Annotated in this window: 22 protein-coding genes; 9 read left to right on the top strand and 13 right to left on the bottom strand. The window is 43.5% G+C overall.

What is annotated here, in order from left to right; translation table 11 throughout:
- Positions 1-10: 10 nt before the first annotated feature.
- The 6 genes from FD971_RS02340 to FD971_RS02315 all read right to left on the bottom strand — a co-directional run bounded on the left by FD971_RS02340 (position 11) and on the right by FD971_RS02315 (position 5874).
- Entirely contained in the window at positions 11-310 is a 300-nt protein-coding gene (locus FD971_RS02340; RefSeq protein ID WP_215334519.1) for an EscU/YscU/HrcU family type III secretion system export apparatus switch protein, read from the bottom strand.
- Positions 303-1364, bottom strand: coding sequence for a hypothetical protein (locus FD971_RS02335; protein ID WP_215334518.1), 1062 nt, complete (start codon positions 1362-1364; stop codon positions 303-305). Before FD971_RS02335 ends, FD971_RS02340 begins: the two co-directional genes overlap by 8 nt.
- Before the next feature lie 20 nt (positions 1365-1384).
- The gene (fliS, locus tag FD971_RS02330; protein WP_215334517.1) at positions 1385-1834 is read right to left on the bottom strand and encodes a flagellar export chaperone FliS; all 450 of its coding nucleotides are present in this window, start codon (positions 1832-1834) and stop codon (positions 1385-1387) included.
- 11 nt (positions 1835-1845) lie between these two features.
- Complete coding sequence (fliD, locus tag FD971_RS02325) at positions 1846-3285, bottom strand: flagellar filament capping protein FliD (RefSeq protein WP_215334516.1); 1440 nt, start codon at positions 3283-3285, stop codon at positions 1846-1848.
- A gap of 107 nt (positions 3286-3392) precedes the next feature.
- The gene (locus FD971_RS02320) at positions 3393-3779 is read right to left on the bottom strand and encodes a flagellar protein FlaG (protein ID WP_215334515.1); all 387 of its coding nucleotides are present in this window, start codon (positions 3777-3779) and stop codon (positions 3393-3395) included.
- Positions 3780-3849: 70 nt separating this feature from the next.
- Positions 3850-5874, bottom strand: coding sequence for a flagellin (locus tag FD971_RS02315; RefSeq protein ID WP_215334514.1), 2025 nt, complete (start codon positions 5872-5874; stop codon positions 3850-3852).
- Positions 5875-6335: 461 nt separating this feature from the next.
- Between FD971_RS02315 and FD971_RS02310 the strand changes: the two genes are divergently transcribed.
- From FD971_RS02310 to FD971_RS02300, 3 genes are all read left to right on the top strand, one after another.
- Complete coding sequence (locus tag FD971_RS02310; protein ID WP_215334513.1) at positions 6336-6959, top strand: bifunctional 2-polyprenyl-6-hydroxyphenol methylase/3-demethylubiquinol 3-O-methyltransferase UbiG; 624 nt, start codon at positions 6336-6338, stop codon at positions 6957-6959.
- A 51-nt stretch (positions 6960-7010) separates the two neighbouring features.
- Entirely contained in the window at positions 7011-7802 is a 792-nt protein-coding gene (locus tag FD971_RS02305; protein WP_215334512.1) for a class I SAM-dependent methyltransferase, read from the top strand.
- A 234-nt stretch (positions 7803-8036) separates the two neighbouring features.
- Positions 8037-10088, top strand: coding sequence for a tetratricopeptide repeat protein (locus tag FD971_RS02300; RefSeq protein WP_215334511.1), 2052 nt, complete (start codon positions 8037-8039; stop codon positions 10086-10088).
- Positions 10089-10142: 54 nt separating this feature from the next.
- Here the strand turns inward: FD971_RS02300 and rffA are convergent, their stop codons facing one another.
- The 4 genes from rffA to FD971_RS02280 all read right to left on the bottom strand — a co-directional run bounded on the left by rffA (position 10143) and on the right by FD971_RS02280 (position 13577).
- Positions 10143-11288, bottom strand: coding sequence for a dTDP-4-amino-4,6-dideoxygalactose transaminase (gene rffA, locus FD971_RS02295; RefSeq protein WP_215334510.1), 1146 nt, complete (start codon positions 11286-11288; stop codon positions 10143-10145).
- Positions 11282-12190 carry a putative nucleotide-diphospho-sugar transferase gene (locus FD971_RS02290; RefSeq protein WP_215334509.1) on the bottom strand — a complete coding sequence of 303 codons (909 nt, stop codon included), beginning with the start codon at positions 12188-12190 and terminating at the stop codon, positions 11282-11284. Before FD971_RS02290 ends, rffA begins: the two co-directional genes overlap by 7 nt.
- A 53-nt stretch (positions 12191-12243) precedes the next feature.
- Complete coding sequence (locus FD971_RS02285) at positions 12244-13272, bottom strand: hypothetical protein (protein ID WP_215334508.1); 1029 nt, start codon at positions 13270-13272, stop codon at positions 12244-12246.
- Positions 13273-13337: 65 nt separating this feature from the next.
- Complete coding sequence (locus tag FD971_RS02280) at positions 13338-13577, bottom strand: helix-turn-helix transcriptional regulator (protein WP_215334507.1); 240 nt, start codon at positions 13575-13577, stop codon at positions 13338-13340.
- A gap of 65 nt (positions 13578-13642) precedes the next feature.
- On the opposite strand from FD971_RS02280, the gene FD971_RS02275 reads away from it, so the two are divergent.
- Both FD971_RS02275 and FD971_RS02270 read left to right on the top strand, forming a co-directional pair.
- The gene (locus tag FD971_RS02275) at positions 13643-14575 is read left to right on the top strand and encodes a YqaJ viral recombinase family protein (RefSeq protein ID WP_215334506.1); all 933 of its coding nucleotides are present in this window, start codon (positions 13643-13645) and stop codon (positions 14573-14575) included.
- A gap of 19 nt (positions 14576-14594) precedes the next feature.
- A complete protein-coding gene (locus tag FD971_RS02270) occupies positions 14595-15284 on the top strand; it encodes a recombinase RecT (RefSeq protein WP_215334505.1) in 690 nt (229 codons plus the stop codon).
- Between the two features lie 35 nt (positions 15285-15319).
- On the opposite strand, the gene FD971_RS02265 is transcribed toward FD971_RS02270, so the two are convergent.
- From FD971_RS02265 to fliD (FD971_RS02255), 3 genes are all read right to left on the bottom strand, one after another.
- Positions 15320-15730, bottom strand: a complete 411-nt coding sequence (locus FD971_RS02265) for a flagellar protein FlaG (RefSeq protein ID WP_215334504.1) — start codon at positions 15728-15730, stop codon at positions 15320-15322.
- A gap of 22 nt (positions 15731-15752) precedes the next feature.
- Positions 15753-16310 (bottom strand): hypothetical protein, encoded by a 558-nt coding sequence (locus FD971_RS02260; protein ID WP_215334503.1) that lies wholly within the window; start codon positions 16308-16310, stop codon positions 15753-15755.
- 274 nt (positions 16311-16584) lie between these two features.
- Positions 16585-21045 carry a flagellar filament capping protein FliD gene (gene fliD / locus FD971_RS02255; RefSeq protein ID WP_215334502.1) on the bottom strand — a complete coding sequence of 1487 codons (4461 nt, stop codon included), beginning with the start codon at positions 21043-21045 and terminating at the stop codon, positions 16585-16587.
- A 345-nt stretch (positions 21046-21390) separates the two neighbouring features.
- Here fliD (FD971_RS02255) and flhA point away from each other — a divergent pair, with 345 nt between their 5' ends.
- Genes flhA through FD971_RS02235 form a run of 4 tightly spaced genes read left to right on the top strand, consistent with a single transcriptional unit; the run spans position 21391 to position 26675 of the window.
- Entirely contained in the window at positions 21391-23481 is a 2091-nt protein-coding gene (gene flhA / locus FD971_RS02250; RefSeq protein ID WP_215334501.1) for a flagellar biosynthesis protein FlhA, read from the top strand.
- A gap of 36 nt (positions 23482-23517) precedes the next feature.
- Complete coding sequence (gene flhF / locus FD971_RS02245; RefSeq protein WP_215334500.1) at positions 23518-25134, top strand: flagellar biosynthesis protein FlhF; 1617 nt, start codon at positions 23518-23520, stop codon at positions 25132-25134.
- Complete coding sequence (locus FD971_RS02240) at positions 25131-25946, top strand: hypothetical protein (RefSeq protein ID WP_215334499.1); 816 nt, start codon at positions 25131-25133, stop codon at positions 25944-25946. Before flhF ends, FD971_RS02240 begins: the two co-directional genes overlap by 4 nt.
- 39 nt (positions 25947-25985) lie before the next feature.
- On the top strand, positions 25986-26675 hold the full coding sequence (locus FD971_RS02235; RefSeq protein WP_215334498.1) for a FliA/WhiG family RNA polymerase sigma factor: 690 nt from the start codon (positions 25986-25988) through the stop codon (positions 26673-26675).
- The last annotated feature ends 17 nt before the right edge of the window (positions 26676-26692 follow it).

Genomic DNA, 26692 nt, shown 5'->3' with positions numbered 1-26692 from the left:
CCAAGATCTCTTATCGAGAATCTATCGGAATATTGTTTGGATTGGGTACGCTTTTGCCATCCACCTCATAAGCCCAAGCTAGCACCTCAGCTACAGCGGCATAAAGTTTTGGCGGCACCAACTCATTGAGTTTGAGCTGCATTAAAAACTCGACTAACTCTGGCTCTGTTTTGGTCGGAATGCCGAATTCTTTTGCCCTGGCCAAAATAGCTTCCGCCACAAAGCCCTCACCCTGTCCGGTAATGCGTGGTGCGGCACTATTAACTTCATATGCAAGGGCAACCGCTTTGCGAATCTTTTTCTCATCCATTGGAAGACCCGCCACCCTTTAAGCTGACTTTTGCATCAGGATCCACTTGAGAACGCATTTGCTCTAGCAAATCTGAAAAAGCATTTGTCAGGGTACTTTGCGCTTCAGGAGCACCCTCTACTGCAACGTGCACACTCTCACCGAATTGAGTTCCCACCACTTTAAATGGGCCTAAATTGGGCAGAGTTACTTCCATCGTGATTCGGCTACCTTTTTGTAATTGCCCAGGCTGATCTGGATCTGCTTCCCATGCATCCTCGCGATATAAGCGCCCCTGTACGTTTGGCATCAATTGCCCTTGCCAAAGAATATCTCCGCGCAAAAGCAATTTGACTGAATCTCGTACTGCTGGTGAATCTGTTGATAGTTGCCCAACTAAATTTGCAGTTTCAGTCTCAACACTATTGCTAGTCGCTAATGGCGCCCCATCATCTTCGCTAGCGGGAAACAACAATCTCTTTAATTGATCCGCTGCAAATATTCCCGAGCTCTGCAAATTTTGATACAGCGTGTTCATAGCCAATTTAGGATCTGCGACACTAACCAACGGAGTTTGAGCACTGGCTGCAGGCCAGGAGACAACAGCGCTTTGTGTTGCCGCACTCTTAGCATCTGTAGTCACAGATTGCCCAAGTTCAGGCACATCGACTGCCAAGATATCCGAGAGCATTTGGCCTAAAGCAGCCCCACCCAAGGTATCCATACGTGCCAGACTCTGGGATAGCAAGTTCGTTACTCGAGCTTGAGATGGGTTACCTGCAGCTTCTGCCAGATCAGCCGTCATGGACGAAAGTTCCAACAAGACTGCCTGATCAACACTGGGTTCAGATGCAACAGCAGCGCCCGCTCTAGCAGCAGCATTTTGCAATGCATCGTGCATAGCGGCGCCAGCAGATGAATCTCCAACTGGCAAAGGCATCCTTAATGCCACTCGAGGATCAATTGCGCCAAGACTCTCAACAACTGCGGGGGCGGATGGAGGCGTAATTAAATCATTGCGATGAAAATCAACTACTGGACTTATAGGCAGGTTTGGAGGGATTGGAATTGCCATAATCCGGACTCGCTAGCGCCTCAATTGGTAACTTGTCTTTGCAAATTTGGATTACTAAGACTACTCTCATCAGCAGATAAATTACTAAAAATCTCTTTTGGAGTCAATTGAAGCCAGGCTTCATACAAAGGAGTAAGAACTTCAATCACTGCCTGAATTTTCTCTGGTGATTTACTCGCTCTCGCGCTAATAATTTCACGCAATGACCATTCGTAAACAGCGCCCAAGCTTTGTGAAATTTCACCGCCCTCTTCAAAGTCTAAGCACGCAAGTAATCCTTGCTGAATGAGGTCGTGCGCCTTAGTGAATGATTCCACAGCATATTCACCGCGCTCCATTGCGTATTTACCAATCTTGAGATGATCAAAAATACGCTCATAAACCATAATGATGAGACTACCGGAGTCTGAGGCAGCAACACCCGTCTGAACCTGATTACTCGCATAAGCCTTTGCAGCTCTAACTCCCATGATCAGGCCTTTTAATTTTTTGAATTGTTATTAGTCAGCGCATCTAGGGCACTGGTCAATGAATTGCTGGTAGAGCTGAGCTGAAAGAGTAAAGCATTTAATGCTGAGTACTGCGAAATATAATTGTTTTGAATCGTGGCTAAACGTTCTTGCAATTGATCTTGACGTTTTTGCAGATCTGCAACTGAATTCGATTGCGCCTGGATTTGCTGACTAAGCGCGCCACTAAAACTAGTTTCTGAGGTCACAAATGTCATCAGCGAATTAGTGTCACTGACATAGCCAACCTTTACGCCTTTGGCTAAAGTTGCCTGTAAACCATTCGAACTAGCCTGCGCATGAGTAATGGAGTTAAATTTGATTGTGCCGTCCAATTGCAAATCCATACCCAGGGATGCCAAGCTCATGCTCGACTTTTTGCCTGTTACCGGATCTACGTCGCCGTAAGAAAATCCAGTAGCGAAGCGAGACTTAATATCACCTATAAACGCCAACATTGTTGGGTTATTGCCAAATGTGCCGGGCGTTGTTGAATTAGCGCTATTGGCTGTCAAGGATCGGTATTGAGTCACCAAATCGTTATAGGCCGATACTAAATCTTGAATCACTTTTTCCGAGTTGTTCGCACCAGCAGAAACGGAGATCGTTTTTGTACTACCAGCACTGGTTGTGCTGACTAAATTAATGGTTAATCCAGAAACTGCGTCATTGATAGCATTGCTAGATCTCTCAAAGGCAATCCCATTAACGGTAAATTTCGCATTTTGAGCTACTACTGTTGCATCCGGATTTAATGTGCCGGTATTTAACCCTGTATAGGTCACAGCATTGTCTGCACCAGGCAAGGTTCCTTCAATAGTTAAAGCCCACTGATCACTAGCGGTTGTCTGGACAACATTGGCCTTAACATCCACGCCAAGAGCATTTATCCAAGACTTCAAGTCAGATACCGTTGGACTTGAAGCAAGCACGGGAACTGTTCTGGCGCTGAGCACTCCATCAACTGTTACCGCTCCCTTTGTACTATATTTTGTACCACCTACGGTGATTTCAAACCCATTTCCATCATCAACGCTAATGGCAGCTGTAGATGATGAAAAATCCGATACACCATACTTTGAGGGTTGCGCTAATTGCTCAACACTGATTTTGTAACTTCCAGCAACAGAACCGTTTGCTGCTGTCGCAGTAACCACACTCGAGTCGCTTGTTGCAGCAACCGAATTATTGTAGGAATTGGGATCCTCAAAAACCTTCAAGGCATCTTTGAATGTGGACACTTTTGCTTTAACGGCGCCCAAATCACTGATCACCACCTGCTGTTCAGTAATTTTTGATTTAATGGCATCTAATGGCTTATTTTCAGCTGTCATCAACTGAGAAACAATGCCAGCCACGTCAATAGAAGCGGTGCCGGTAGAGGATGAGGAGCTAGTAGATGAAACGGCCATGATGCAAGCTTAATCCCAGTTCAGATAATAAAAATAAGCAAAATACTTACATCAATATATGCAATATGTATGCCAGATTTCTCCAGCATACATATCTTTTGACAAAACTACGCTCTTTGACTAACGAGTACGTTATTTAAACGCTGAAAATCTCGGGAAATCTTTAACAACTCTTCAGAAGGCAATTGGCGCACTAATTCACCAGTATTGGGGTTTACAACCCGAACAACATGGTAGCCAGTTGTTTCATCCACAGAAAAACTTAAATTTCGACCCATTGATTGAACAAAATTTTGCAAATCAGCGGCTGCCTTGGCCACCACATCACGTGATGGCTGACTTGTACTTTCAATACTAGACGGCTTAATAACTGTTGCGGCAACTTTTGCCACAACCTCGGCATCAGATGAACCATGCTTAATCTGCGGAACAAAGTGGCTTTCTGGCATAACCGTAGAACTAGCTACGGCACTTCCTGCGTTAACTGTGCTCATATTAATTTTCCCCTCAAGGACTAAAACCTAAGGTGGGTTAGCACCTTAGGTTTTATTGGTTACTTTAAATTTACTTCAGCAATGACAAGATGACGTTTGGCATTTGATTTGCTTGCGCCAACATCGCTGTTGCAGCCTGCTGCATGATTTGACCCTTAGTCAATTTAGCAGTTTCAGAAGCGAAGTCTGTGTCAATGATTGCGGAACGTGAATTCTGCAAATTCGTGCTTTGAGCTGTTAAGTTAGTCGAGATGTAGCTCAATCGATTCATTTGTGAACCAAATGTTGCGCGCTGCGTAGAAATATAATCAAGTGCAGTGTCAACAGCGGCAGCGGCATTTTTAAACGCTGTTTGCCATGTATCAATCGAATCATTTAAACCCAACGCACCTAAATTACCAGCACCAGACTGACTGATTCGGCTTCCAAGGGCGATCATTTCGCTTGATGAACCAGCAGTATAACCAGTTGTTCCAGTTTGGATGTTCAATGTATTGATCTGAATAAACGCGTCAGAATTTGCACCACTTTGGAATTTCAATGCGCTATCAGCACCTTGAGTTACAACTATCTGACCGGCGGTGCCGTTCGAGTTGCTATTCATATGCGCTAACTGATAGCCAATTTGATCGGCATTCTGATGCTGGAAGCTCTTCACATCCATTGATACGCCAAAGGAGCTAAAGTTAATAGATTCAACTGCGTTAGCAGCATTATCCGATAAGTTAACTGACTCTGTAGTTGTTACGCCATTAATTGTTCCAGACAAGGTCAATGCATTATGCGTAGTTAGGTTTGTTAATGTATCAACCTTAATTCCAGTAATCGCGCTTGCGCTAGTACCATCCCATGCAGCTGCAATAGTAAGTGTTGCATCACCAGCAAATCCAGTACCACCAGAAGTAATAGTGATCGATGCAATATCAGATGCTGTTGTACCAGTAGTTACTGTTACTGTAGCTGAATGTCCAGCACCATCAGTAACCGTTACACCAGTATAGGCATGACTTGCCGATACTGCTGCAGTGGTTAGCTTGTCTGTCATTCCAGTTGTGTCTAAGCTATATAGGGCACCCGCATCTTTTGTGTAGCTCAATGTATATGTACCTGGAGCAGTACCAGATAAGTTCACATTAGTAACAGTTCCTGACTTACCGCCAACGATCAAACTACCGGCCACAGTTGAGCCTACTACAGTTGCTGTACCGCCCGCCTTAGTAATAATGGAGGAGGCTAACTGCGCCCCAGTTTCAGTCTTACCAGCATCAACAGTTTGATTTACATGAATGGAAACACCAAAGTTACTAAAGTTAATCTCTTGTGCTTGGGTTTGAGTTACACCATTTACTACGTTACCTGAAGTGTCGCTAAGAGCGATAGTCTGGGATGTAGTTTTACCATCAATAGTACCCGCCAAAGTCAAATTAGCGCCATTACTAGTTAATGTATATGACCCAGGAGTGCTCTGAAGCTTGCTTGAATCAAGTGTCAGGGTGAATGTAGAAGCAGTAGTACCAGTATAGGCAGCGTCGCCCAAAGTTTTTGTGGCTGCAGATCCGTTTAGAGCGTCATAGTAAGCCAAGTTGGTTGAAACTGTATACATCGGTGCAATTGCAGTATTTGATACTGTGTTGCCAGATTTAATATCAGAATTTACCAAGTCAACACTTGCGCCACTAGTTAACAAATTAATACCATTAAATTGGGTGCGTTGTGCAGTTGCATTGATCTCATTATTGAGATCTTTCATTTCTTGAACAATGTTTAACTTTTGGCTAGTGGACAAGGAACCATCATAACCTTGTGTCGCTAATTGCTTTAAGCGAAGAATCATATCTTGTACTGTTGACAAAGATGAATCAGCTACTTGCAATAAGTTAGTCGCATCGCTCAAATTGCGAATTGATTGATTTGTGCCATTAATTTGGCTTTGCATATTTTGTGAAATTGTCAAACCTGCGGCATCATCTTTTGCACTATTAATACGCAAGCCAGATGACAAGCGTTGGACAGAGGTTGCCAAATTGTTTTGGGCGTTAGAAAGGCTGTTTTGAGCAAACAAAGAGGCCAGGTTGGTGTTAATAACGGTAGACATTGAAAATCTCCTAATAATCGGTTGAGGGACAAGCCAACATGGTTTTGTTTTCCCCTGTAATTCTGATTACGGACATGTGAACCCATGTGTTTAGGACAAGTTCATTCTTTTTTTGTTATCTACCCCTAGGAATTTTATAAGTCATTGTTTTTATTGAATATTTTTAAATTCCCCAGACCTAAATCAATACAAGATGATTACTACAATTCGATAGGACCAGCAACATAGGAGTGCAATTCGGAATAGGTAATTATGGGGTGCTGAAAGGGCAAATTCTTACCGGCAACCAATCAATACAGGCCCAAACACCCATCAAATGCATCAATGCAGAATTTTGAACATGGGCTTAGGCATGAAAAACTGCGGTTATTAGAAAATTGTGTTCCTAACTGTATTATTTCTATAAAACCATATTGAGCGGCATTATCAATGCAAATTCACTAACCAAAGAAAAGAGTCTTATGTCTATTGACGATCTAAGCCCTAGTGTTGAGTCCCTTGCATCCTTTTGGGAAAACGCGGGACTTGATTACATAATTCCAAATACTGGCTCAGAATTTCCGGAGGGGTTTGATTTGCTAGGCGTACTTCGCCAGCTTATCCCCTCTGAAATGAGTGTTGTGGAGATTGGCTGTGGGTATGGAAGGCTTTGCTCAACCTTTGCCCCAGACAAATATCAAGGCTTCGACATTAACCCAAAGGCGATTGCACACGGAAAAAGCCGATTCCCCAACTACAACCTCAATTTAATAAAACCATGGGAATCATTGCCCAAGTCGGACTTAACATTGGCATATTGCACCGCTTTCCACATTCCCGATAATGAGCTTGGACGTTTTTTAAAACTACTCTCTAGTTCATCAGATGCAGTGCTTATTGCTGAACTGATGGACAGGCGCTGGCGGCGTGAAGGCAATCCGCCTATTTTTAACCGCGAACCTGAGGAGTATGTTACGGGCATGCTGGCGGAAAATTTCTTTTTGACGAACATCTTAAAATTACCCTACCAGCGATATGATTGCGAGCCTTGGAATATTAATCGCGATATCCGCCTAACGTTTCATCTTTATAAACGTTTTAAGTAGTTATTCAAAGAAATATTCAACCTCAATAAACACGCTTACACTGAAACTTACATGAAAATTCTAAATATTGATCGTCATCATTTTTATGGCATCACTAGCCTCGTATTTCAGATGCTCAATATTGAGCCTATAGCCATGGAGCTTGGCGTTTATAATGGTAAGAACGCACGGTTGATATACGACAAACTTTCCCCCAACTTTATGTATTTAATTGATGGATGGTCGGCATCACTCCTGCGCAAATCTTATTACCCTTTTGAACCAGTACCAAAATGGGTTGACATGCTTCAGGCTGATTTATACAAGCGCTATTATGGTGGCGATCCAGAAAGTCAGCAGACATTTGACTCCCTGTACCAACAAACTCTTGCCAACTTTGAAGGCTTGAATAATGTAAAAGTAATCAGGGCGGATTCGCTTGCTGCTCACGAGGAATTAAAAGGCCACCTAGGGGCCAAATGCATCGACTATATGTACATTGATGGGAATCATCAATATGAGTATGTTTTTAACGATCTGATGATTTATTCCGATTTTTGCTCTGAAAATGCAATTATTCAAATGAATGATTGCTGCTTCTCAGATGCTGGTCACAGACAGAATCTCGGTGTTTTAGAGGCTTGCGCAAAATTTACTAAGGCCACTAAATGGAGGCCTCTAGCAATTAATCAAAGAAATTGGTCTGACTTGCTGATGGCTAAAGTAGATAGTCCTATTTATAAGGCAATGGATCTATTCCTTGCCGAAATTGATGCTCCATTTATTGAAGTTCCCGATTGTATGCTTGGAGCCTCAAGGATTCTTAATAATAAAAATGGTGTTGTTAGCATGAGTTTTATATAAGCATTCAAAATACTCTTACCATCAAATGCAGCCCCAGAAAATTACACTTAACTCAACTATTTAAAAAAGAATGCCCATTTCATAGCCAGTCTTGCGGACAAACGATTACTGTAGCTACTTGACAATAGATGACAGATCATCTGGCAAGATGAATTAGTGCTACCAGAAGCTTTAAGCACTCTGTCATAAACACCTTGAATTCTGCGGCCAAGTCTTTATTGCTAAAATTAATTAATGTCTCGCCGCCCAACTATTCCCTCCAGAAAATTGCATTCTCTCAATAGAGCAATGCCGCATCAAGAAAAATCTGCAGATTTAATAAACGAAAGCTTAGCGTTAATCCATTCCTGTCATTATGACGAGGCGCGTATTAGGTTAGAGTCAATTTTAAAAACACAACCAAACTATTTTGATGCGCTACATATCTTGGGGGTGCTATTTTTAATGACTCATCAATTTACAAAAGCTTTTGATGTTTTATCCAAGGCATTAAAAATTAATCCCAATTTTGCAGATGCACACTCTAATTTGGGTAATGCATTAAAAGAACTGGGGCGCCTAGATGAAGCTTTACTAAGTTATGACAAGGCCATTAGCATCAATCCTAATTTTGTGGGTGCCTATTCTAATCGTGGAGTCACCTTACAAATTCTTACTCGCTTAGATGAGGCTTTGCTCAGCTATGAAAAGGCCATTAGCATCAATCCCAATTTTGCAGATGCACACTCTAATTTGGGTAATGCATTAAAAGAACTGGGGCGCCTAGATGAAGCTTTACTAAGTTATGACAAGGCCATTAGCATCAATCCTAATTTTGCAGATGCACACTCTAATTTGGGTAATGCATTAAAAGAACTGGGGCGCCTAGATGAAGCTTTACTAAGTTATGACAAGGCCATTAGCATCAATCCTAACAATGCAAAAGCCCACTCTAATTTGGGTAATGCATTAAAAGAACTGGGGCGCCTAGATGAAGCTTTACTAAGTTATGACAAGGCCATTAGCATCAATCCTAATTTTGCAGATGCCCATTCCAACCGGGGGGATGCACTAAGAGCGCAAGGACGCCTAGAGGAGGCTTTGCTCAATACAAATAAAGCAATCAGCATCAATCCTAATTCAGCGGGGGCTCACTGCAATCGTGGCGTAACATTACTAGCACTAGGTCGCTTAAATGAGGCTTTGACTGACTTTGACAAAGCTATCTCCATCAAGGCCAATTTTACCGATGCTTACTCGAATCGAGGTGTTACCTTACAAGCATTAGGTCGATTAAATGAAGCTTTGGCTGACTACAATAAAGCCATTAACATCTCTCCCAACTATGCTGACGCAAATTGGAATTTATCTTTAGCGCACTTATTAATGGGAAATTTCAAAGCTGGTTGGCAAGGCTATGAATGGGGCTGGAAAAATAAAGCGCGAGGCACCGCACGAACTTTTTCACAGCCACTATGGCTCGGCAAAGAACCGCTCATAGGAAAGAAAATTCTCGTGTATGCCGAACAAGGACTTGGAGACATCATTCAGTTTTGTCGATATCTTGAGTTGCTGAATAAACTTGGGGCCTACGTTATTCTGGAGGCGCCCAAAAAGATAGCCCCTTTGATCCAAGGAGCGCAAGGTTTTGATGAGTTTATTTTAAGTGGAGACCCATTACCATCATTTGACTATCAATGTCCACTGATGTCACTGCCCCTTGCATTTCATACAGAGGTCGATACCATTCCTCAGCCCATTAAATATCTTGATATTCCATTGGATGCAATTAACCATGTAAAACAGGAAATTGAATTAAAACAAGCTAAAGAAAAACTGAAAATTGGGATTAGCTGGCGCAGCCTTGCGAAGAGCTCCGGCGCAAGTCGATCGATTGAATTAGTAGACTTGATCCGAGGGATCACGCTAGATAATATTCAGTTTATCAATCTCCAATATGGAGATACATCAAATGAAATAATTGATATTAGAGATTCTTTGGGAATTAACATTATCGAATCCTCTATCAATATCTATGATGATATGTTGGGTTTGGGAGCATTGATTGAAGCCTGCGATCTTGTTATCTCGATAGATAATACAACCGTTCATCTAGCGGGCGCACTTGGAAAACCGACTTTAGTATTGTTGCCCTTTATTGCAGACTGGCGTTGGCTTTCAGGTAGGACTGATAGCCCCTGGTATCCATCTTTAAAGCTATACAGACAAAACAAAATGGGCGACTGGGGTGCAGTATTGAAAGAAATTCAAAAAGATTTGAGATTTGTATTGGGTGAATCGACTTAGTCTCATAAAAATAACCCATCAATATTCTGAAAAAATTACTTCGGTTCTGAGTCCTTAATTGCGCTCAACAGAAAAAAAGTTGTACATTAAATCAACAACATATTTAACTTCTTCCTGATTTATTCCATAGAAGATTGGCAATCTTAGCAAACGGTTACTTTCTTTGGTTGAGTAGACATCAGATCCAAAATATCTTCCATAAAGCTTTCCAGGTGCCGTAGTGTGCAGTGGCGAATAATGAAATGAGGCAGTAACCCCCCTTTCCTTAAGATATGTAATTAACCTCGATCTTTCAAGCGAGTCCCTTAACTTAATAAAAAACAAATGTGAGTTATGCAGGCAATTTTCAGGTATTTTTTGCATTTCAATTAAGCCCAATTTTTCAAGGCCAGTTAAGTCAGACTTATATTTAGACCAAGCTCGGCTTCTATCGGCATTGATTGCTTTGATGGACTCCAAATGAGCATATAAATATGCAGCATTTAGCTCACTAAGTACATATGATGCACCTATATCAACCCATTCATATTTTTCAGCCATACCGGCCAAAAACTGTGACCGATTAGTTCCTTTATCCTTGATAATTTCTGCTCTTGTGACATGATTTTGATTATTGATTACAAGAGCGCCGCCCTCGCCACAGGAATAATTCTTTGTATTATGGAAGCTAAATACAGAAAAATCACCAAAAGACCCGAGCGGCTTATTGTTATAACTTGCTGAAAGTGCCTGAGCGGCATCTTCAACGAGCGGTAAATTGAAACGTTTTGCAATTGAAGTTATTGCATCCATATTACAACCAACCCCACCATAGTGCATCACCATAATGGCTTTAGTGCGACTTGTAATTGCTGATTCTAGTTGACGCTCATCAATATTCATGGTCGAAGGGTTTACGTCAATGAATACCGGAGTTGCGCCGTGGATCACAAAAGCATTTACAGCACTAACAAAAGTGTATGAGGGCATAATCACCTCATCCCCTGGACTTAACTTTAGAAGAAGCGCTACGATTTCTAGCGCCTGGGTACAGCTGCCCGTTAATAGTACGTGGTCTGATCCAACCATCTGCTTTAGTAGCGATGTGCATAATTTTGAAAACTTTCCGTTTTCAGCTAAACCGCTTAGCGATGTAATTACCTCAGATACATAGCCTATCTCTGAACCAATAACTGTTGTTTTTGTAAAAGGTATCAACATACTTTAGAGTACCCAAGAAGTGCCGCAAGACTCCTCATGAATAATTTTCTACCTCCGCGAAGGTGAAATAAATATTTAGTCGCCAAGTCGCCATCCGTTATATTGATAACTTCACCACCCGACTCCGTCTTTACGATATCAGGGGCATAGTTATATAAATCTTCATCCAAAATTCTGAATGAAGTACCTTTGTAGTTTATTAGTATTCGCTCCCCTGCCGCAAAATCATTAGCAAACATAACCATCAAAGAATGCGGCTCCCCCCACCATTTGAGAAAATCTTTCTTCACCATGCCTGCCAAATCTCCATACTCTAGTAACTCGTCCGTCCTTTCTAAATCAAGCATTGTCTCAAGCCAGTTTTCATAAAAACTAATTACCCTTTGATCAGCTTTTATAAACCATAGCCCCCCATTTATTATTGACATTAGACTGTTATAAGGCACACCTCTTGGACTGTATCTTTGCTGGTGGAATGTAGCCGGGCTAGCAATGTCGAAATCCTGAAGAAAGACATGCTCCATGCTTTTATTAAAAAGGACATCGATATCAGTAAAAATATAATTTTTACTGATCCCGCTCGCAATATGACTGGCAATATATTCTTTTCTTACTCTTTGCAAATCAAACATTAGCCTGTCATGCTGGATATCCGAAAATCTAACTACAGAAATATTTTCTATTGAGTCATGAATGTTCGTGCTCTCGTCAGTAAAAAGCGTAATTTTTGCTGATGGCATTACTTTTTTTATTGACCATACGCACATTTCAAGCATTTCCTTGGGCGAAACATTTTCGTTAACGACCTTAAAGATGCGAAGGATATTCTCCAGTTTTTTTTGCTTATCATTTATATAAAATAAGACAACCTCTAACTCTTTATCTTTTTTCTCTGGCTTCATATATTTTCCAAGTTAACTACCTATTCAATTCTAATCTTGCCTGCCGTCCAGAATCATTCTTTAAATTTTAAATTTCGCTGCAAAGCCAATAATTCCCCAATAGCTGAGGACAATCTTCGCTCCAATGTAGTTTGATAGCGCATTAATAGATCGGATTCCACCACCGGGAGGCTAATTGCCCGGAGCATTAAAGCTTTGACCTCCTGATATTGATCTACAAGCTCTGTGGCTTCTTGATAGCTTTGATGAAGGTTGAGAAATTCCCCTAGATACTCTTTAATAACATCTATATCTGCAATGGCATCTGGATCAACCCTTGCTGGCGACTCGACTATTTTGGGCTTCTGCCCGCGTGCAATGCGTCGCTCCTCTTGGTACCTTTCCAATTCATCCATTGCCGGCTTGCCTGCCTCTTTTTCTAGGAGCGACTCGCATTCTTTACTTCGCAGATAACCTCTTAGAATCTCGTCTAATCTACCTAGATGCCTTTCACCCATTTCATCTGTCATCTTGATATCTTTGCCGATTGCTGCTAACTTTTCCATCCAGTCGCTACTGTTATTTAAGCCGACTACTGGGTAGCTATTGAGGTATTTAGTGAGGCGCGGCAAGGCCCTTGCAAATTGGTGCTTATTCTCTATGGCACCATGCATTTGATTGATTTCCTTGCAAATGGCTTCTAGCAATGGCAGGTCGAGGCGGAGCGGCAAATGAATCTCTCCACTCGTGATGAACTCTTTCGCCATTCCCATTGCCATACCGGTGGCGCCAGGAATCTTTTCTAGAATTTTTTCCGGCTGGGATTCAAGTTCTTTTGCAGCCAAAGAAAGTTTGACCTGCTCAAGGTCATATAAATAGGCTAATTTAGCTCTGCAGGTTGCAATTCGCTGGATTTGCAATCGCTCCAAAGGTGACTCTGGCTTGTAATACTCAATAAGCTCCTTTGAATAGGAATCAACCAAAGCCTTTTCGTTTGAATTACTGGGCACCATGGAAGTAAGGCCATGAGATGTGGCATTTTTAGAGGAGCGAGACTTACCTTCTATGGTTTTAGGTCCGCCAGATCGTTTGCCTTGCGTCATGTCACCCCCCTTAAAAAATTAACTCATTAAATTCATTAATAGAAATCGAGTTCGTTTCGCAAAAACTATGTTTTCCACCTGACCCCTGCCCCACTGTCGGGCGTGCCAATGAATTCAACCCCAGCTTTTTCAATAGCCGTCTTTACCGAGGTGAGAGTTTTTACATTCCCCGCAGGAATGCCATCAGAGGATTCCAAGCGAACCATAGTGGTGAAGCCAATACCAGCTGTTTTAGCCAGCTCAGCAACAGTCAAGCCCAATAATGCGCGAGCCGCCTTAATTTGACCACTTGTAATCAATCTCAATTTATCCTATAATGATATTAAATATATCAGTAACGTAATCTTATATATTTAATTGGAGATAAAAAATGCTTATTAATCAAGATTTTAGCGTAGATCGCAGTAAATACATAGGTGGCAGTGACATTGGAGCTATTTTGGGTCTGTCACGCTATAGATCTCCATTAGAGGTCTGGATGGAAAAGACCGGCAAAGAAAACAAGAAGCTAGACTCCCTACCCCTGCGCTTTGGGTCCTTTGCAGAAGAGTTTGTTGCTAGCGAATATGCCCGAGCTACTGGCTTTGAACTCATCCACGATGAGTCGATCTACATCCACCGGCAGCACTCCTTTATGAGCGCACATATGGATCGCTTTGTATTGGAAGAAGGCTCCAAATCCCCTACTCGGATTTTGGAATGTAAAACAGCTAATCCCGTTAGCTCTGGTGACTGGGGAGAAGTCGGCTCAGATGAAGTGCCCTTGGCTTATCTATGCCAGTGCATTTGGTATATGGCCATAACCAACATCAACAAGGTTGATCTGGCCGTGCTCTTTGGCAATAGCGACTTTAGGATCTATGAGATTGCGAGAGACCTCGAGTTAGAGAACACCATATTGCAAAAGGCTAATCTCTTTTGGAATGACTATGTTTTAAAAGATCTACCACCGCCAGCGCAAAGCGAAGCAGATTGCCAGGCCCTCTTTAGCAAAGGAGATCCTACTAAGTCGATAGAGGCTATAGCGCAGACTCTTGAATTAACGAAGCGACTACAAATGCTCAACAGCGAGATCGATGTGCGCGAAGAAGAGATCTCCACTATTAAGCAAAACATCATGAATCAAATGGGAGAAGCTGAATCTCTTACCTATCAAGGAAAGGTGCTGGCAACCTGGAAAGCCCCTAAGCCCTCATTTAGATTAGATAGCAAACGGTTAGAGCTAGAGCATCCCGAGATTGCGAATAACTACAAGATGCCGGTACAGAACAGCAGGCGTTTAGTTATTAAACAGATTGCTTAGCCAATTAAGGAGACCCATTATGAAAAGTATTTTGGAGAGATCCAATAAACCCAATAAGCGCTCCCAAGCTTTAAAGAGCATCTTGCAAAAGCAGGGTATAGAACATATTGCAGAAGATCCTATTGAGGGGGTGATAGAGGCGACCGGCTCAACCAACACTCCAAAGGTGGTAACTTTTGGTGCAGGATCCATTAGTCAATCGAATGGTCAAACGAATATCGCTCAATCAATAGAACTCTTTAATCAGCTGATTGCAAAAGAACTCGCTAGAGCAGCTAGTGGACTGGGCATTGATGAAGCAGAACTTCAAGCTTGGGTAGACCTGCAAATCGAAGTGCCAGCTAAGGTGATTTTGACATTACTGCGGATGATGCAAAACCTACACTTAGATCCCCTATCTGAAGAAATTGGCTGTACTCAATATGAAGATGGGCAATGGCAAGTATTGATTACGATTGAAGGATGCGCTAAGTTACTCAATCAACATCCCCAATTTAATGGCTTGCACTTTACTCAAGCAGATACCTTAATAGATGGTTTACCAGAGTGGCTTGAATGCTCGATCTATCGAAAAGATCGCGAAGTGCCGACCACCGTTAGGGAGTACTTAACTGAAGTAAAAGGTGAAAACGAGACCTGGAAAAAGATGCCTAGAAGAATGCTAAGGCATCGGGCGCTCCAGCAGTGCGTAAGGTTGGCGATAGCTTAGTTATTGGGTAAATTGATCACTGCTTAAGACCAAAACTAAGCCTTACGATTTAAAAATAAACCATCAAACTTAGGTAAGCTCTGAGCAATCTTGAGCAGCTCAGGAGAAGGCATTTGACGGATCACCTCTCCGGTGTCTGGATTGGTTACCGTTACAACGTGATAGCCAGTATTTCCGTCAACGGAGATATTGATGCTTCTTCCCATGGAGTGAACAAAACTCTCCAGCTCTTGGGCGGCTTTTTCAATTACAGCCCGGGTTGATTGAGCCATCTCTGTAACGCCAGATGGCCTAATTTGCGTGTTAATAACTTTTGATACAACCTCAGCATCACTTGGGATATTCACCTTAGGAGCACTTGAAGCAACAGGCGGAGTTGGGGCTGGCAATACGCTATTTGCGTATTGCGCTCCTGCTCCATTTGCACTGTTGATCATATTACTCATTTCAAGTCTATTTCTTATTAAATTATGCAGTAACGTTTATCAAACTTCCAACACCAGAATCATCTAGCAATGATCTTTGCAAACCCTCGAGTAAGCCGCCCAAGGTATTTGAATTACTTGGCACGCCGGCAGACTTTAGCAACTTATCAGCGCTTTGCATAACAGCAACATCTATAGATGAGCCATTACCCACTTCGCCAATCATTTGAGAAATCCCGGCATTTAACTGCTCGAGCGGATTAGCCACCTTTGCGGAGCTATTTGCCTGATTTTTAACGGCAGAAATTACTGAGGTCAAAAAGTCCACAGCAGTTTTTTTAGTTTCTTGTGCTTGAGCACCCGAATTCTCAGCCTTATTACCCAGAGGATTTGCGCCCATTTGACTCAGAGTTTTCAAAACATCTTGTACAAGCTTTGGAATAACCGAGGGTTTTGAGCTAGCCTTAGGCACGGCTGAGCCTGAGACACTATTAGACTCATCAGGGTCTTTGCCAGTAATCGGATTAATCCGATTAATTTGCAACAGGCTAGCCAATGAAGGTGGCTGAGGGCCTGAATTTGCAATAGCTGAAATAGTCATAAAACTCTCTCTTATCCAATAAGCACATAAAGCAGCGATACGAGACCAAAAAATTTGAGGTTTACTGCTAAGCCCCAAAAAAGGTCATCCTTATCGTTACCTACGGCAATAAGACAGAAAGTGTTTAGCTTTTTTGTTAAAAATTTTTATATATTTAAAATTTCTATAAAAATCAATGGCTTATATAGCTCCAATTACTAAGATCATCCGATTTAGTCTGAAGTCGATAGATTTAGAAGTTGGGAGCTAGGCCAGCCAATGATCTTAGTGAGGGTTAATTATTCGAATTCATATTGGTCAGACTATCCAAGGCGCTTCCAAGGCTGGTACTGGTGGAATTGAGTTGAAATAGCAAAGTATTGAGGCCAGAGTAGCGGGCAATGTAATTTTCTTGAACTTTACTGAGGCGATTCTGAATATCTTCCTTCTCTTTAGTCAGGCTATCGATATTGTCAGATTCAACCTGAATTTCCTGAGCAAGCGCCCCAATAGTGCTTGATTGAGCTTTAACAAAGCTCATGAGGTTATCCGTGGCACTGGTATAGCCAATTTTGACACCTTTAAGGAATTTTTCACGAAGACCTGCTGACTGGGACATCAGATAAGAAACTGCGTTGTATTTTAGAGTTCCATCAAGTTGATAATCTAAGCCAAGACTAGCAAGACTCAATGTGTATGGATCGCCATCATCATTATTTGTCCCGATGTTGTAAGTGAGTCCAGTAGCAAAACGATTCTTAATAGCTTCAATAAAAGAAAGCATTGTTGGGTTGCTAGCAAATGTACCGGGGGTACTAGAGTTAGTACTATTAGCCGTCATTGCACTGTAGCTCTTAATGAGATCGTTGTACGCATCTTTTAAATCTGTAATACTTTTTTCAGTGTTATCAGCACCTAAAATTACCTTCACGTTGGTCGTGCCAGCAGTGCCCATTAAATTAAAAGTAACCCCTGAATAAATATCACTAATAGAGTTACTTGAACGCTCATAAGCAATGCCACCGATACTCAGTTGAGCATTGCGTGCAGTTGTATATTGATTAACGGTGAGGCCTGTGCCAGAAATTGTTCTGATAACTGAGCTTGCTGTTAGATCGGTTACGTTTGTTCCAGACGCTGCAGTAGAGGTAAATAAAACCTGATCACCACCAATAACTGCCCCGGAGGAATAACCTGAAAGTGATCCGGAATAACTACCATAGCTAGACCCCGCGCCCGTTGTTGCATTGTTAGCAAGGCTCGCAAATGCACCGGATAACTCAGCAGTAGTCAGCGCCCTTCCTGCTGTAAAAGTAAGCCCACCGATAGTGATGGAATCGCCTGACTTAATGCCAGCTGGTGCAAATTTAAATTGCACACTTTCTTGAGCGGCGGCGCCTCCATTAGAGATAGCGGGAGCGCCAAATGCTGTAGTTGAAACAGTGCGACCAACAATTGCGCCTGATAGATTGGCTGCGTCTCCATTAACGGAGGCGGTAAATGTCACCTTGCTACCATTCGCCAAGCCTGATGCATAGCTAGCAATATTTGTTCCGCTAAACGTACCGCTAAGATTTGAGCTTTTAGTCGCGCCGGCTGCAATGCTTGCAAATGCTTGGGCTACTTTTTCTGCAGTTAAATCTACGTTTGCTGTATAGGTAATAGATCCACCAGCACTAGCTTCGGTAAGGGTTACAGCATCACCCGCTTTCAATGCACTGAAATTAAATGTCCAAATTTCTTTAGTGCCTGCAGTACCCGCTGTTGAAGAGTCGATTGCGAGAACGCTACTACTAGATGCAGCACGATTCACAAAGGAAGAGCTGATATTGGCAACGTCAGATCCCGCTGTACTGGATGTCAGTATTACCTGACTACCATTTACCACCGAACTAAACCCAGTAAGAGCGCCAGAAAAGTTTGCGTATCCAAGTGCATTGCCCACCGCAACTGAAGCAGGATTACCCACCTCAATCACGCCAGGTATTGGCAAACTAATTTCTCGCTTGAGATTACCCAGTACCGCCGAGCCGGCACTGGTGTTGTACTCAACAACGTAAGCGCCAATAGGATTGGCATTTAAGTCATTCCATTGAAAACCCTGAGGCTGCGAAAAGTTTGCATAATCCTCGTTACCAGAGTTGTTAGGCTCACCATTTGCCCAATTGCTATACAGATTTATCCCACGGATTTGTAAATTAGATAAGGCTCCATCGGTAACTTCGCCATTTACTTTTCCAGTAAAGCTCAAGCTTGCACTTTGGGAATTACCGGCAACGCTATAGGTAAAGTCAAAATCTGAAAAGAGCCCTAAAGTACCAGCCGCTCCTGAAGTCTTGGTGCCATCAATTGAATAAGCCGCATCGGTTACATCGATAGCAGCTCCCGAATCAAAATATGTTTTCAGATTTGTTAATACAGTTGCGATGCTTTGTGCTGCTCCAGATAAATTGGTGTACGTAACTGTATCTGTGTTGCTATCAGCTGGGTTTACTAATAGGAAGCTAATGGTTGCCCCAGCAGCAATATTCATTGCACTCGAGTTGGTACTTTCTAAATTCCAAGTTCGCACTTCTTTTGAGCTAACAGTACCTGCAGTAACTGTCGTTGTTGCACGCTTATCGGTTGGATTTGTAGCTGTATAAAATTCAATACCCGCTTCCGGTCCATCACCCCAAACCCATTTGCCCTCATTGGCAGAATCATTTGCACCAATCCATGAGGTGGTGTTGACTTTTCCGCGGATAAAGTCATTCTCTTCTTGACTGGTAATGTTTGTTAAAAATCCTGTCAAACCCATAAACGTACTAGCTGACGCTGCCGCTCTAGCAGCTGCAATCCCAATCGATCCAGAAACTACCTTGTAGTAAGAGGCATCACCGGTAACAGAATCTGATCTAGAAATAATGTCTGATGGCACGATATTGATGGAGACCTTCCCCAAACCATCCGGACTGTTTGCCTCCAATGTTGCTAATGCGGCATTGAGCTGAGCTGCCGTTCCAATAAAGGCAAGCTCCGTCACCAAGCCGTCATCCATAGCGGCTTTATTAGCATAGCCATAGACTTCAGTAAGCGCGGCCGTTGTGGCGGCACCTATGCGTAGCTTAGTACTGCCCGTAGTGGTAATGACCGCTTTCATTAAATCACCCGCGCCCAAACTTAAGTTGGTTCTTGCGGTATCCGCCCAATCTGCACCTGGCACGGAGATCCAAGCGTTGGCAATAGCCACTGGATCTGCAGCACTGGCATTCACAATCTTTGCCGCAATTTCTGATGCGGTTTCAACATTGGTTGCAGCCAATGAGGTATTGACGTTAAATGAGCCAAGAGAACCAAAGCTTAATGTCGTCACACCATTGAGTGCACCAGCAAAGAGTACTTTTGGAGGCGTTGCAGTTGCATCACTAGAGCCTGATGTCACCAGCTCAATTGAAGAAGACGCAACAGCGCTTCCGCTGACATATTTTGTCATCGTCAGTACCGCGCCTATGCTAGTTAAACGGTATACGCCTGAGTCTGTAGGCAATGACACATTACTCAAACTTACTGTAGATCCGCCGCTTATTGGGTCTGAAGTCTTGCCATTTAATATGCTGGTCTGCAATGGCGCCGTCGCCCCTGATTGCAGAGCATTAAATGAGGCGGCAGACTGAGCAGCTGTTAAATCCATCTTGGCAGTCATAGTCAAACCAGCAATCGTCACAGAATCGCCAGCCTTCATGGCAGGGAATGTAAACGTTGCAGTCTCATCGCTAATGCCTTGAGTTCTGGAAACTACGGCTGGATAAGTTGAGCTTGCAGTAACGCCAGCAATACTCAAGGTCTTTGCACCGTTACCTGATTGTGTAATTTCTAAACTTGCGCCAGTTGCGTCCGTGACGATTGCTGCTGTAAGGCCAAGCGTATTCGCAGTAGAGCGTGCATTAATCCATGTGACCAAATCACCTAAGGTGACGGCACCAGCCATTCCGCTACCAGCTATCGCTGTGACATTACTACCAGCCCCACTAGTTTTGTATGTCACGCCATCGGCGATTAACTGAAAACCATTGGCTTGATCTAGCAGAACCAAATCTGTGGATGCAGTAAACCCCCTAAGACTTGCCCCAGTCTGCAAGCCAGAAATAGAAAAATCATTACTCAGACCCTCCTGGGTACCATTGAGCACAAGACTCCAATGGCCAGCAGTCATTTGAGATAGAGATGCAGTGACATTGGTCGAGCCACTAACGCTATTGATCCAATCTTTTAGTGTTGTTGCCGTTGGATTGGCCGCCAATACCGCAATCGCATTTGCAGTAGTCACGCCAGCAACAGTCTTACTGCCATTACTGCTGTACACAGTTGTGCCTACAGTGATCTGAAAACCAGAACTGGTGGTGAAATTGACTGCATCAGTAGCGCTAGCCAAGCCAGTAATGTTATATGTACTTTTTTGAGCCACCTGCGTAACAGTTACTGCATAAGTCCCAGCTGTTGCACCTGTACCAGCGGTGGCTGTAACGATCGCGGTATTGTCTGAACTTGCAGACATATTTCCATAGGTATTTACATCCTCAAATACCGTCAAGGCATCCTCTAGCGCCGCAACCTTGCTCTTAATGATTCCCAGATCACTAATCACCACTTTTTGACTGGCGATTTTGGCGTCAATTTTGTCTAGCGGCTTATTTTCAGATGTCATCAACTGCGAGACAATGCTCGCTACATCGATCGATGCATTCGTTGCTGAACTGGTTGAAGATATCGCCACTGAAAAGCCTTTAATTTGGACAAAACCTTCACAAAAAAGGTTTCTCTTCGGGCTAAACGGATAAAAACCTGAATTACTTTAGATTTCAAGCCAAAAATGGGGTTTGATTGAGGCGGATGGAGGCGTAAAAACCGCTAAATTAGGCCCTCAATCCCACATTGTTAGTTAGTGGCAATTTTTGTCTAAAAATGCGGCAATTTTTGCCATTTTTCGTGTTTTTTCCCTTGAAATACAGTATATTTAGGGTCTATTGGGGTGCTAAACACTATATATAGGTTAGCGCCTACTGATTTAGCGTAGTTTTTTGGCAATTTTTAATCTTTTATCAGGCAATAGACCTATCGCATGAAAATCTTGGGTTTTGACACCTCAAAGTTGCCGAGCCCATCGGCACAAGGCGCCATCCCGATTTTGGTACTTTTAGTACTGATCATGATGCTGGTGCCTTTGCCAGCCATCATTCTCGATGTGCTCTTTACCTTCAATATTGCGCTGTCCATCATCGTTCTATTTACAGCGATCAATATCAAGAGTTTTAAAGATTTTGTTGCCTTTCCAACAGTTCTACTTTTAACCACCCTGCTGCGTTTATCTCTTAACGTCGCGTCCACTCGTATTGTGTTGATGGATGGTTACAAAGGAACGGATGCTGCCGGTAAGGTGATTGAGGCCTTTGGTGTTTTCCTGATTGGCGGTAACTTTGCAGTGGGTATCGTGATCTTTATTGTGATCACGATCATCAACTTCGTGGTAATCACCAAGGGTTCTGGCCGCGTAGCGGAAGTTTCTGCTCGCTTTGCTTTGGACTCCATGCCTGGTAAACAGATGGCGATTGACGCCGATCTCAATGCAGGCCTCATTCAGCAGGACGAAGCAAAATCACGACGCGCAGATGTAGCGCAAGAAGCAGACTTCTTTGGTTCCATGGACGGTGCGTCCAAGTTCGTGCGCGGCGATGCTATGGCCGGCATCATGATTTTGGTCATCAACCTCATTGGCGGTTTGATGATCGGCGTTCTCCAACATGGCATGGACTTTGGCAAAGCTCTAGCCACATTTGCATCACTGACAATTGGTGATGGCTTGGTTGCACAGATTCCAGCTTTGGTAATTTCTACTGCAGCAGGTATTTTGGTAACCCGTGTTGCAACCGAGGATGATTTTTCCGGGCAGGTCTCTAAACAGTTTGAAGCGAACAGCAATGCATTGGGAGTTGTAGCTGGTGTGCTTGGCATCTTAGGGGTCTTGCCTGGCATGCCGCACGTCATCTTCTTGGGCTTTGCAGCTCTTTTTGGTGGTCTTGCTTACCTGACACATCAGCGCATTAAGAAAGAGGCAGCAGCGGCCAAGGTTGCAGCTGCTCAGCCAGTGGTTAACGAAGAGCTGGAGTGGAAAGACGTACCGATTGTGGAGCCACTTTGCCTTGAGTTGGCGTATCGTCTCATTCCATTGGTGGACAAAGGTGATGAGAGCGATCTCATTAAACGCATTAAAGCGATTCGTCGCAAGTTCGTTACTCAAGTCGGATTCTTAATTCCTTCTGTGCATATTCGAGATAACTTACAACTCAGTGCGGAGACCTATCGTATCTTGCTTTACGGTGCTGAGATTGGACGAGGGCAATGCTTGCCAGATCGTTTGTTGGCAATTCAACAAAGTGGTACCGATAAGATTCCCGGTATTGAAGTCAAAGATCCAACCTTTGGTATGCCAGCAGTTTGGATTGAGCGCACTATGCGTGATGAAGCCATCGCGAAAGGCTATACCGTAGTTGAGCCTGCAGTTGTAATTACTACGCATTTAGATCACCTGATTCATCAGCACGCTGCCGAGCTATTAGGTCGTCAAGAAACTCAAGACTTACTTGATCACTTCAAGATGAGCTATCCAAAATTAGTTGAGGATGTTATTCCGAAGATTGTGACCGTGGCACAGCTACAGCGCATCTTGCAATTGCTTCTTGAAGAAAATGTTCCCATCAAAGATCTGCGCACGATTTTAGAAATCTCTAGTGAATATGCAGGCAAGCTCAATGATCCTTTAGAGATCTTGCCGCATATTCGTTATGCACTGCGCCGCACGATCGTTCAAGATGCTTTAGGTGATGGCAACAACTATCAAGTTTTAGGAATTCAGCCAGAATTTGAGCGCCTCATTGAGCAGTCCATTGGCGCCGGCGCAATTGCTCCAGATGGCCTAATTGAGCCTTCCTTGGCACGCATGTTCGGGGAAGAAGTTATCAAGGGCGTTCAGGAGATGGAGAACCAAAACCTGCCCCCAGTCATTGTCAGTGGTACACGGACCAGAACCACCATCTCCAGAATTGCTCGTAGGGTCTGCCCTCAGGCGGTGGTATTGGCCTTAAGTGAGCTGCCACCAACCTCCAATCTAGCCTTCTTCAAGGTTCTTTGTTCCCAAACGGGCAAAAACCCCTAAAATCACTATTAAAGAGATCTACTCCGGAGTTTAAGCATGGGCCCCCAAAAATTTATTGCAGCCAATACCGCTGACGCGTTAAAGCTGATTCGTACAGAATTGGGTTCTGACGCTATGGTGCTCTCAACTAAAGACACTGATCAAGGCGTAGAAATTATTGCCATCACTTCGCAAGATTTAGCTAACTTATCTACCCGCTCTGAATCTCTCGATTCGTTTAGTAACGAAGCTAGTCCTTTCTCAGAAAGATCCATGGCTCAATCTGGTCTGTCAGACAAGTTTGAGAATGCCATTGCCCGTCGTGCCCAAGCTCCTGCACCAAAACCGTATGGCGAAATTCCCGCAGGCAGCTTAAGACGCAATCCAGCAAGAGCTGGTCGCTCTGTAAGAGCTCCTGGTGCCGAAGCATTTTTACCAACCTCATTTAATGATGTTGAGCGTATTCATCGCAGTGATAGTAGTGTGATCAACCCGTCTAATAATGACGCGATCTTTAACGCCTCTGCTGCTGCTAATGCTAAAGCAGCTCAAGATGTTGCTGCGCTCAATGCTGCCAGAGTATCAGCTCTTAATGCCGCTCAAGCGCATCGTATTTCAGAGACATCATTACAAAAGCAAGCTGCGCCTGCTGCATCTCCTTCTCCAGCGGTCACCAACATATTTGAATCTGGCAGCTCGCCTAAAGTAGAAAAGCTCTTATCTGAAATTAGCGAAGTCAAGTTCTTACTGCAATCGCATGTAGCTGGTAATTTTTGGGGAAGTATTCAGCAAGAAAATACCCACGTTACGGAGATCGTCAAACATCTCCTCAACAGTGGTTTCTCTCCCAAGCTTTGCGCGGAGATTGCACGCAACTTACCTGAAGATTTAAGTTTGCCTGCGTTAATCAAAAATGCTCGCGAGCAAGTCAAGTGCATGATCAAGACTTCTCATGCTTTTGATATTTTTGACCGGGGTGGCGTTTTTGCATTTATTGGCCCAACTGGCGTCGGTAAAACAACAACGGTCGCCAAAATTGCTGCGCGCTGTGTTCTGCGCTATGGCCGCAACCAAGTTGCCCTACTCACCACAGATACCTATCGTATCGGCGCTCAAGAGCAACTCAAAACATTTGCCAAAATTCTAGGGCTTTCAGTAACCGCTGTTAGAGATAGTGAAGATTTAGCCGCAAAGATTAAAGATTTTTCTAATCGCAAGATTGTCCTCTTAGATACCGCCGGAGTGAGCCAACGCGATACCCTGATGGTTGAGCAATCACAATTATTAGAGCATGGCTCAAATAAGGCGAAACGCATTCTAGTGATGAGCTCCACTACGGATCTACGCACCCAGGAAGAGGTCATTAGCCTACATAATCAAGCCATGCAAAATGCCAATGGCGAGAAGCTGGATTCAGTCATCATTACTAAAATTGATGAAGCTGCTCATCTTGCGCCCGTCATTGACAGTGTGATTCGTAATGATCTGTCTGTTATGTTTGTCTCGAACGGTCAACGTGTTCCTGAAGATCTCAGTCAGCCTGATATCAACTACTTGAGTCACCGTGCGATGGCGATGCGCGCTTTCTCAGAAACGTTCTCGATTACCGACGAACAAGTACCTGCTCTTCTTTCAGACCACCTTGGTGACTGGATTCGTAAAGTCAATCAATGAGCACGACCACTTCAAGCGGCGTCGATCAAGCCGCGGGTTTACGAAATATTTTTGGCGCCGAGTTATCACGGGTTATTTGCATCGCCAGCACTCTAGATGCGGATTCAACCATTCATTTAGGTCACGGTACCGCCCACAGCATTAAACAATTGGGGCACCGCGTTCTCCTAATAGATGAAATCCCTTTGTCGGATCGCAAAACAATGTCAGGGTTTTTATACCCAGTGCGATATGACTTGGGCCAAGTATTTTCAAAGTCAGTTGATCTAGCAAGAAGTCTCAAAGCAATCGAAGAGAATTTTTGGTATGCAACCAGCGTCAAATTGCGCTCTGAGGTGAGCCGCCGTTTTGCTAAATACCCTCAGCTGGATCAACGCCTAGTCAATCATGAGATTGATATTGATTACATTATTTTCCCCACCATTGATCCAGAAGCGAACATCGTGGCTTATTACGGCAGCAACATTAAGCGCATTCTAGTTACCGCACACGATCAGGCTTCTCTCAAAAAGGCCTTACTCATGGTTCGCCAAATGGCCACCTTACAGATAGATGAGCCGCTCTCCATCCTCATCGTGGGTGGAGAAGATGAGACTGCTGGTGCCGCTGCTTTTGAAAAACTTCACAATGCGTCCCTATCTGCCCTGGAGCAGCCTTTAGATTTCATTGGCTGGATCAAAGCTCTAACTGCTGAACGCGTTGAATTAGATCAAGATGATTTAAGCTGGAACCCCGTAAGCAAAGGGGAAACACATGAGTTTGTATTGCCTATGGGATTTTTTAAAGCGATTTCTGCCAAAATCACCAGTTAAGTCGCATAAAATTAAGCATTCCCAATAAATGAGTTGTGATTGAAGCCATCCACATATTCCCAGTCAATTGATATCAATCAGGTAATTGAGGAGAACTTGCCGCTGGTTAAGCGGATTGCTCATCAGATCTGCTCACGACTGCCGCCCAATGTGGAAGTGGATGACCTTATTCAAGAAGGTCTTACCGGTCTACTAGATGCCATCACCCGGTATGAACCACAACCTAACCTCGCATTTGAGGCTTACGCAAGAACGCGTATTCGTGGGGCTATCTACGACTCCTGCCGCAAAAATGATATCTTGCCGCGCAATCAGCGCGATGAACTCGTAGGACTTGAAAAGGTCACTCGCAAACTCGAGCAAAACTTAGGCCGTCATCCGTCTGAAAAAGAAATTGCCAGTAGCGCAGAGATCACTATCGAGGCCTACCATGCCATCATGGCTAATATGGTTCACCTGATGCCTCTCGATGATTTATCGGATGACCTACTGCCATCTGATGCCGATGATTCAGATCCAATGCGGGCAGTTGCCATGAGTCAGCTTGCAGATCGGATCGCGACTATTCTTGAGGGATTGCCTGAAAATGAAAAACTGGTATTTGCGCTGCATTACCAGGAAGACCTGTCTTATCGAGAAATTGCCCAAGTCATGAATATCACCCCTGGCCGTATTAGCCAAATCCACACCCAAGGGATGATTCGAATTAGAGCCAAACTGAAAGTCTAAGCACTACTACCGCACAA

Source organism: Polynucleobacter sp. AP-Ainpum-60-G11 (assembly GCF_018688375.1).
In the GTDB taxonomy this organism is placed as follows: Bacteria; Pseudomonadota; Gammaproteobacteria; order Burkholderiales; family Burkholderiaceae; genus Polynucleobacter.
Note: the sequence above shows the minus strand (reverse complement) of the source record. Positions and strands in the feature narration are given on the sequence as shown.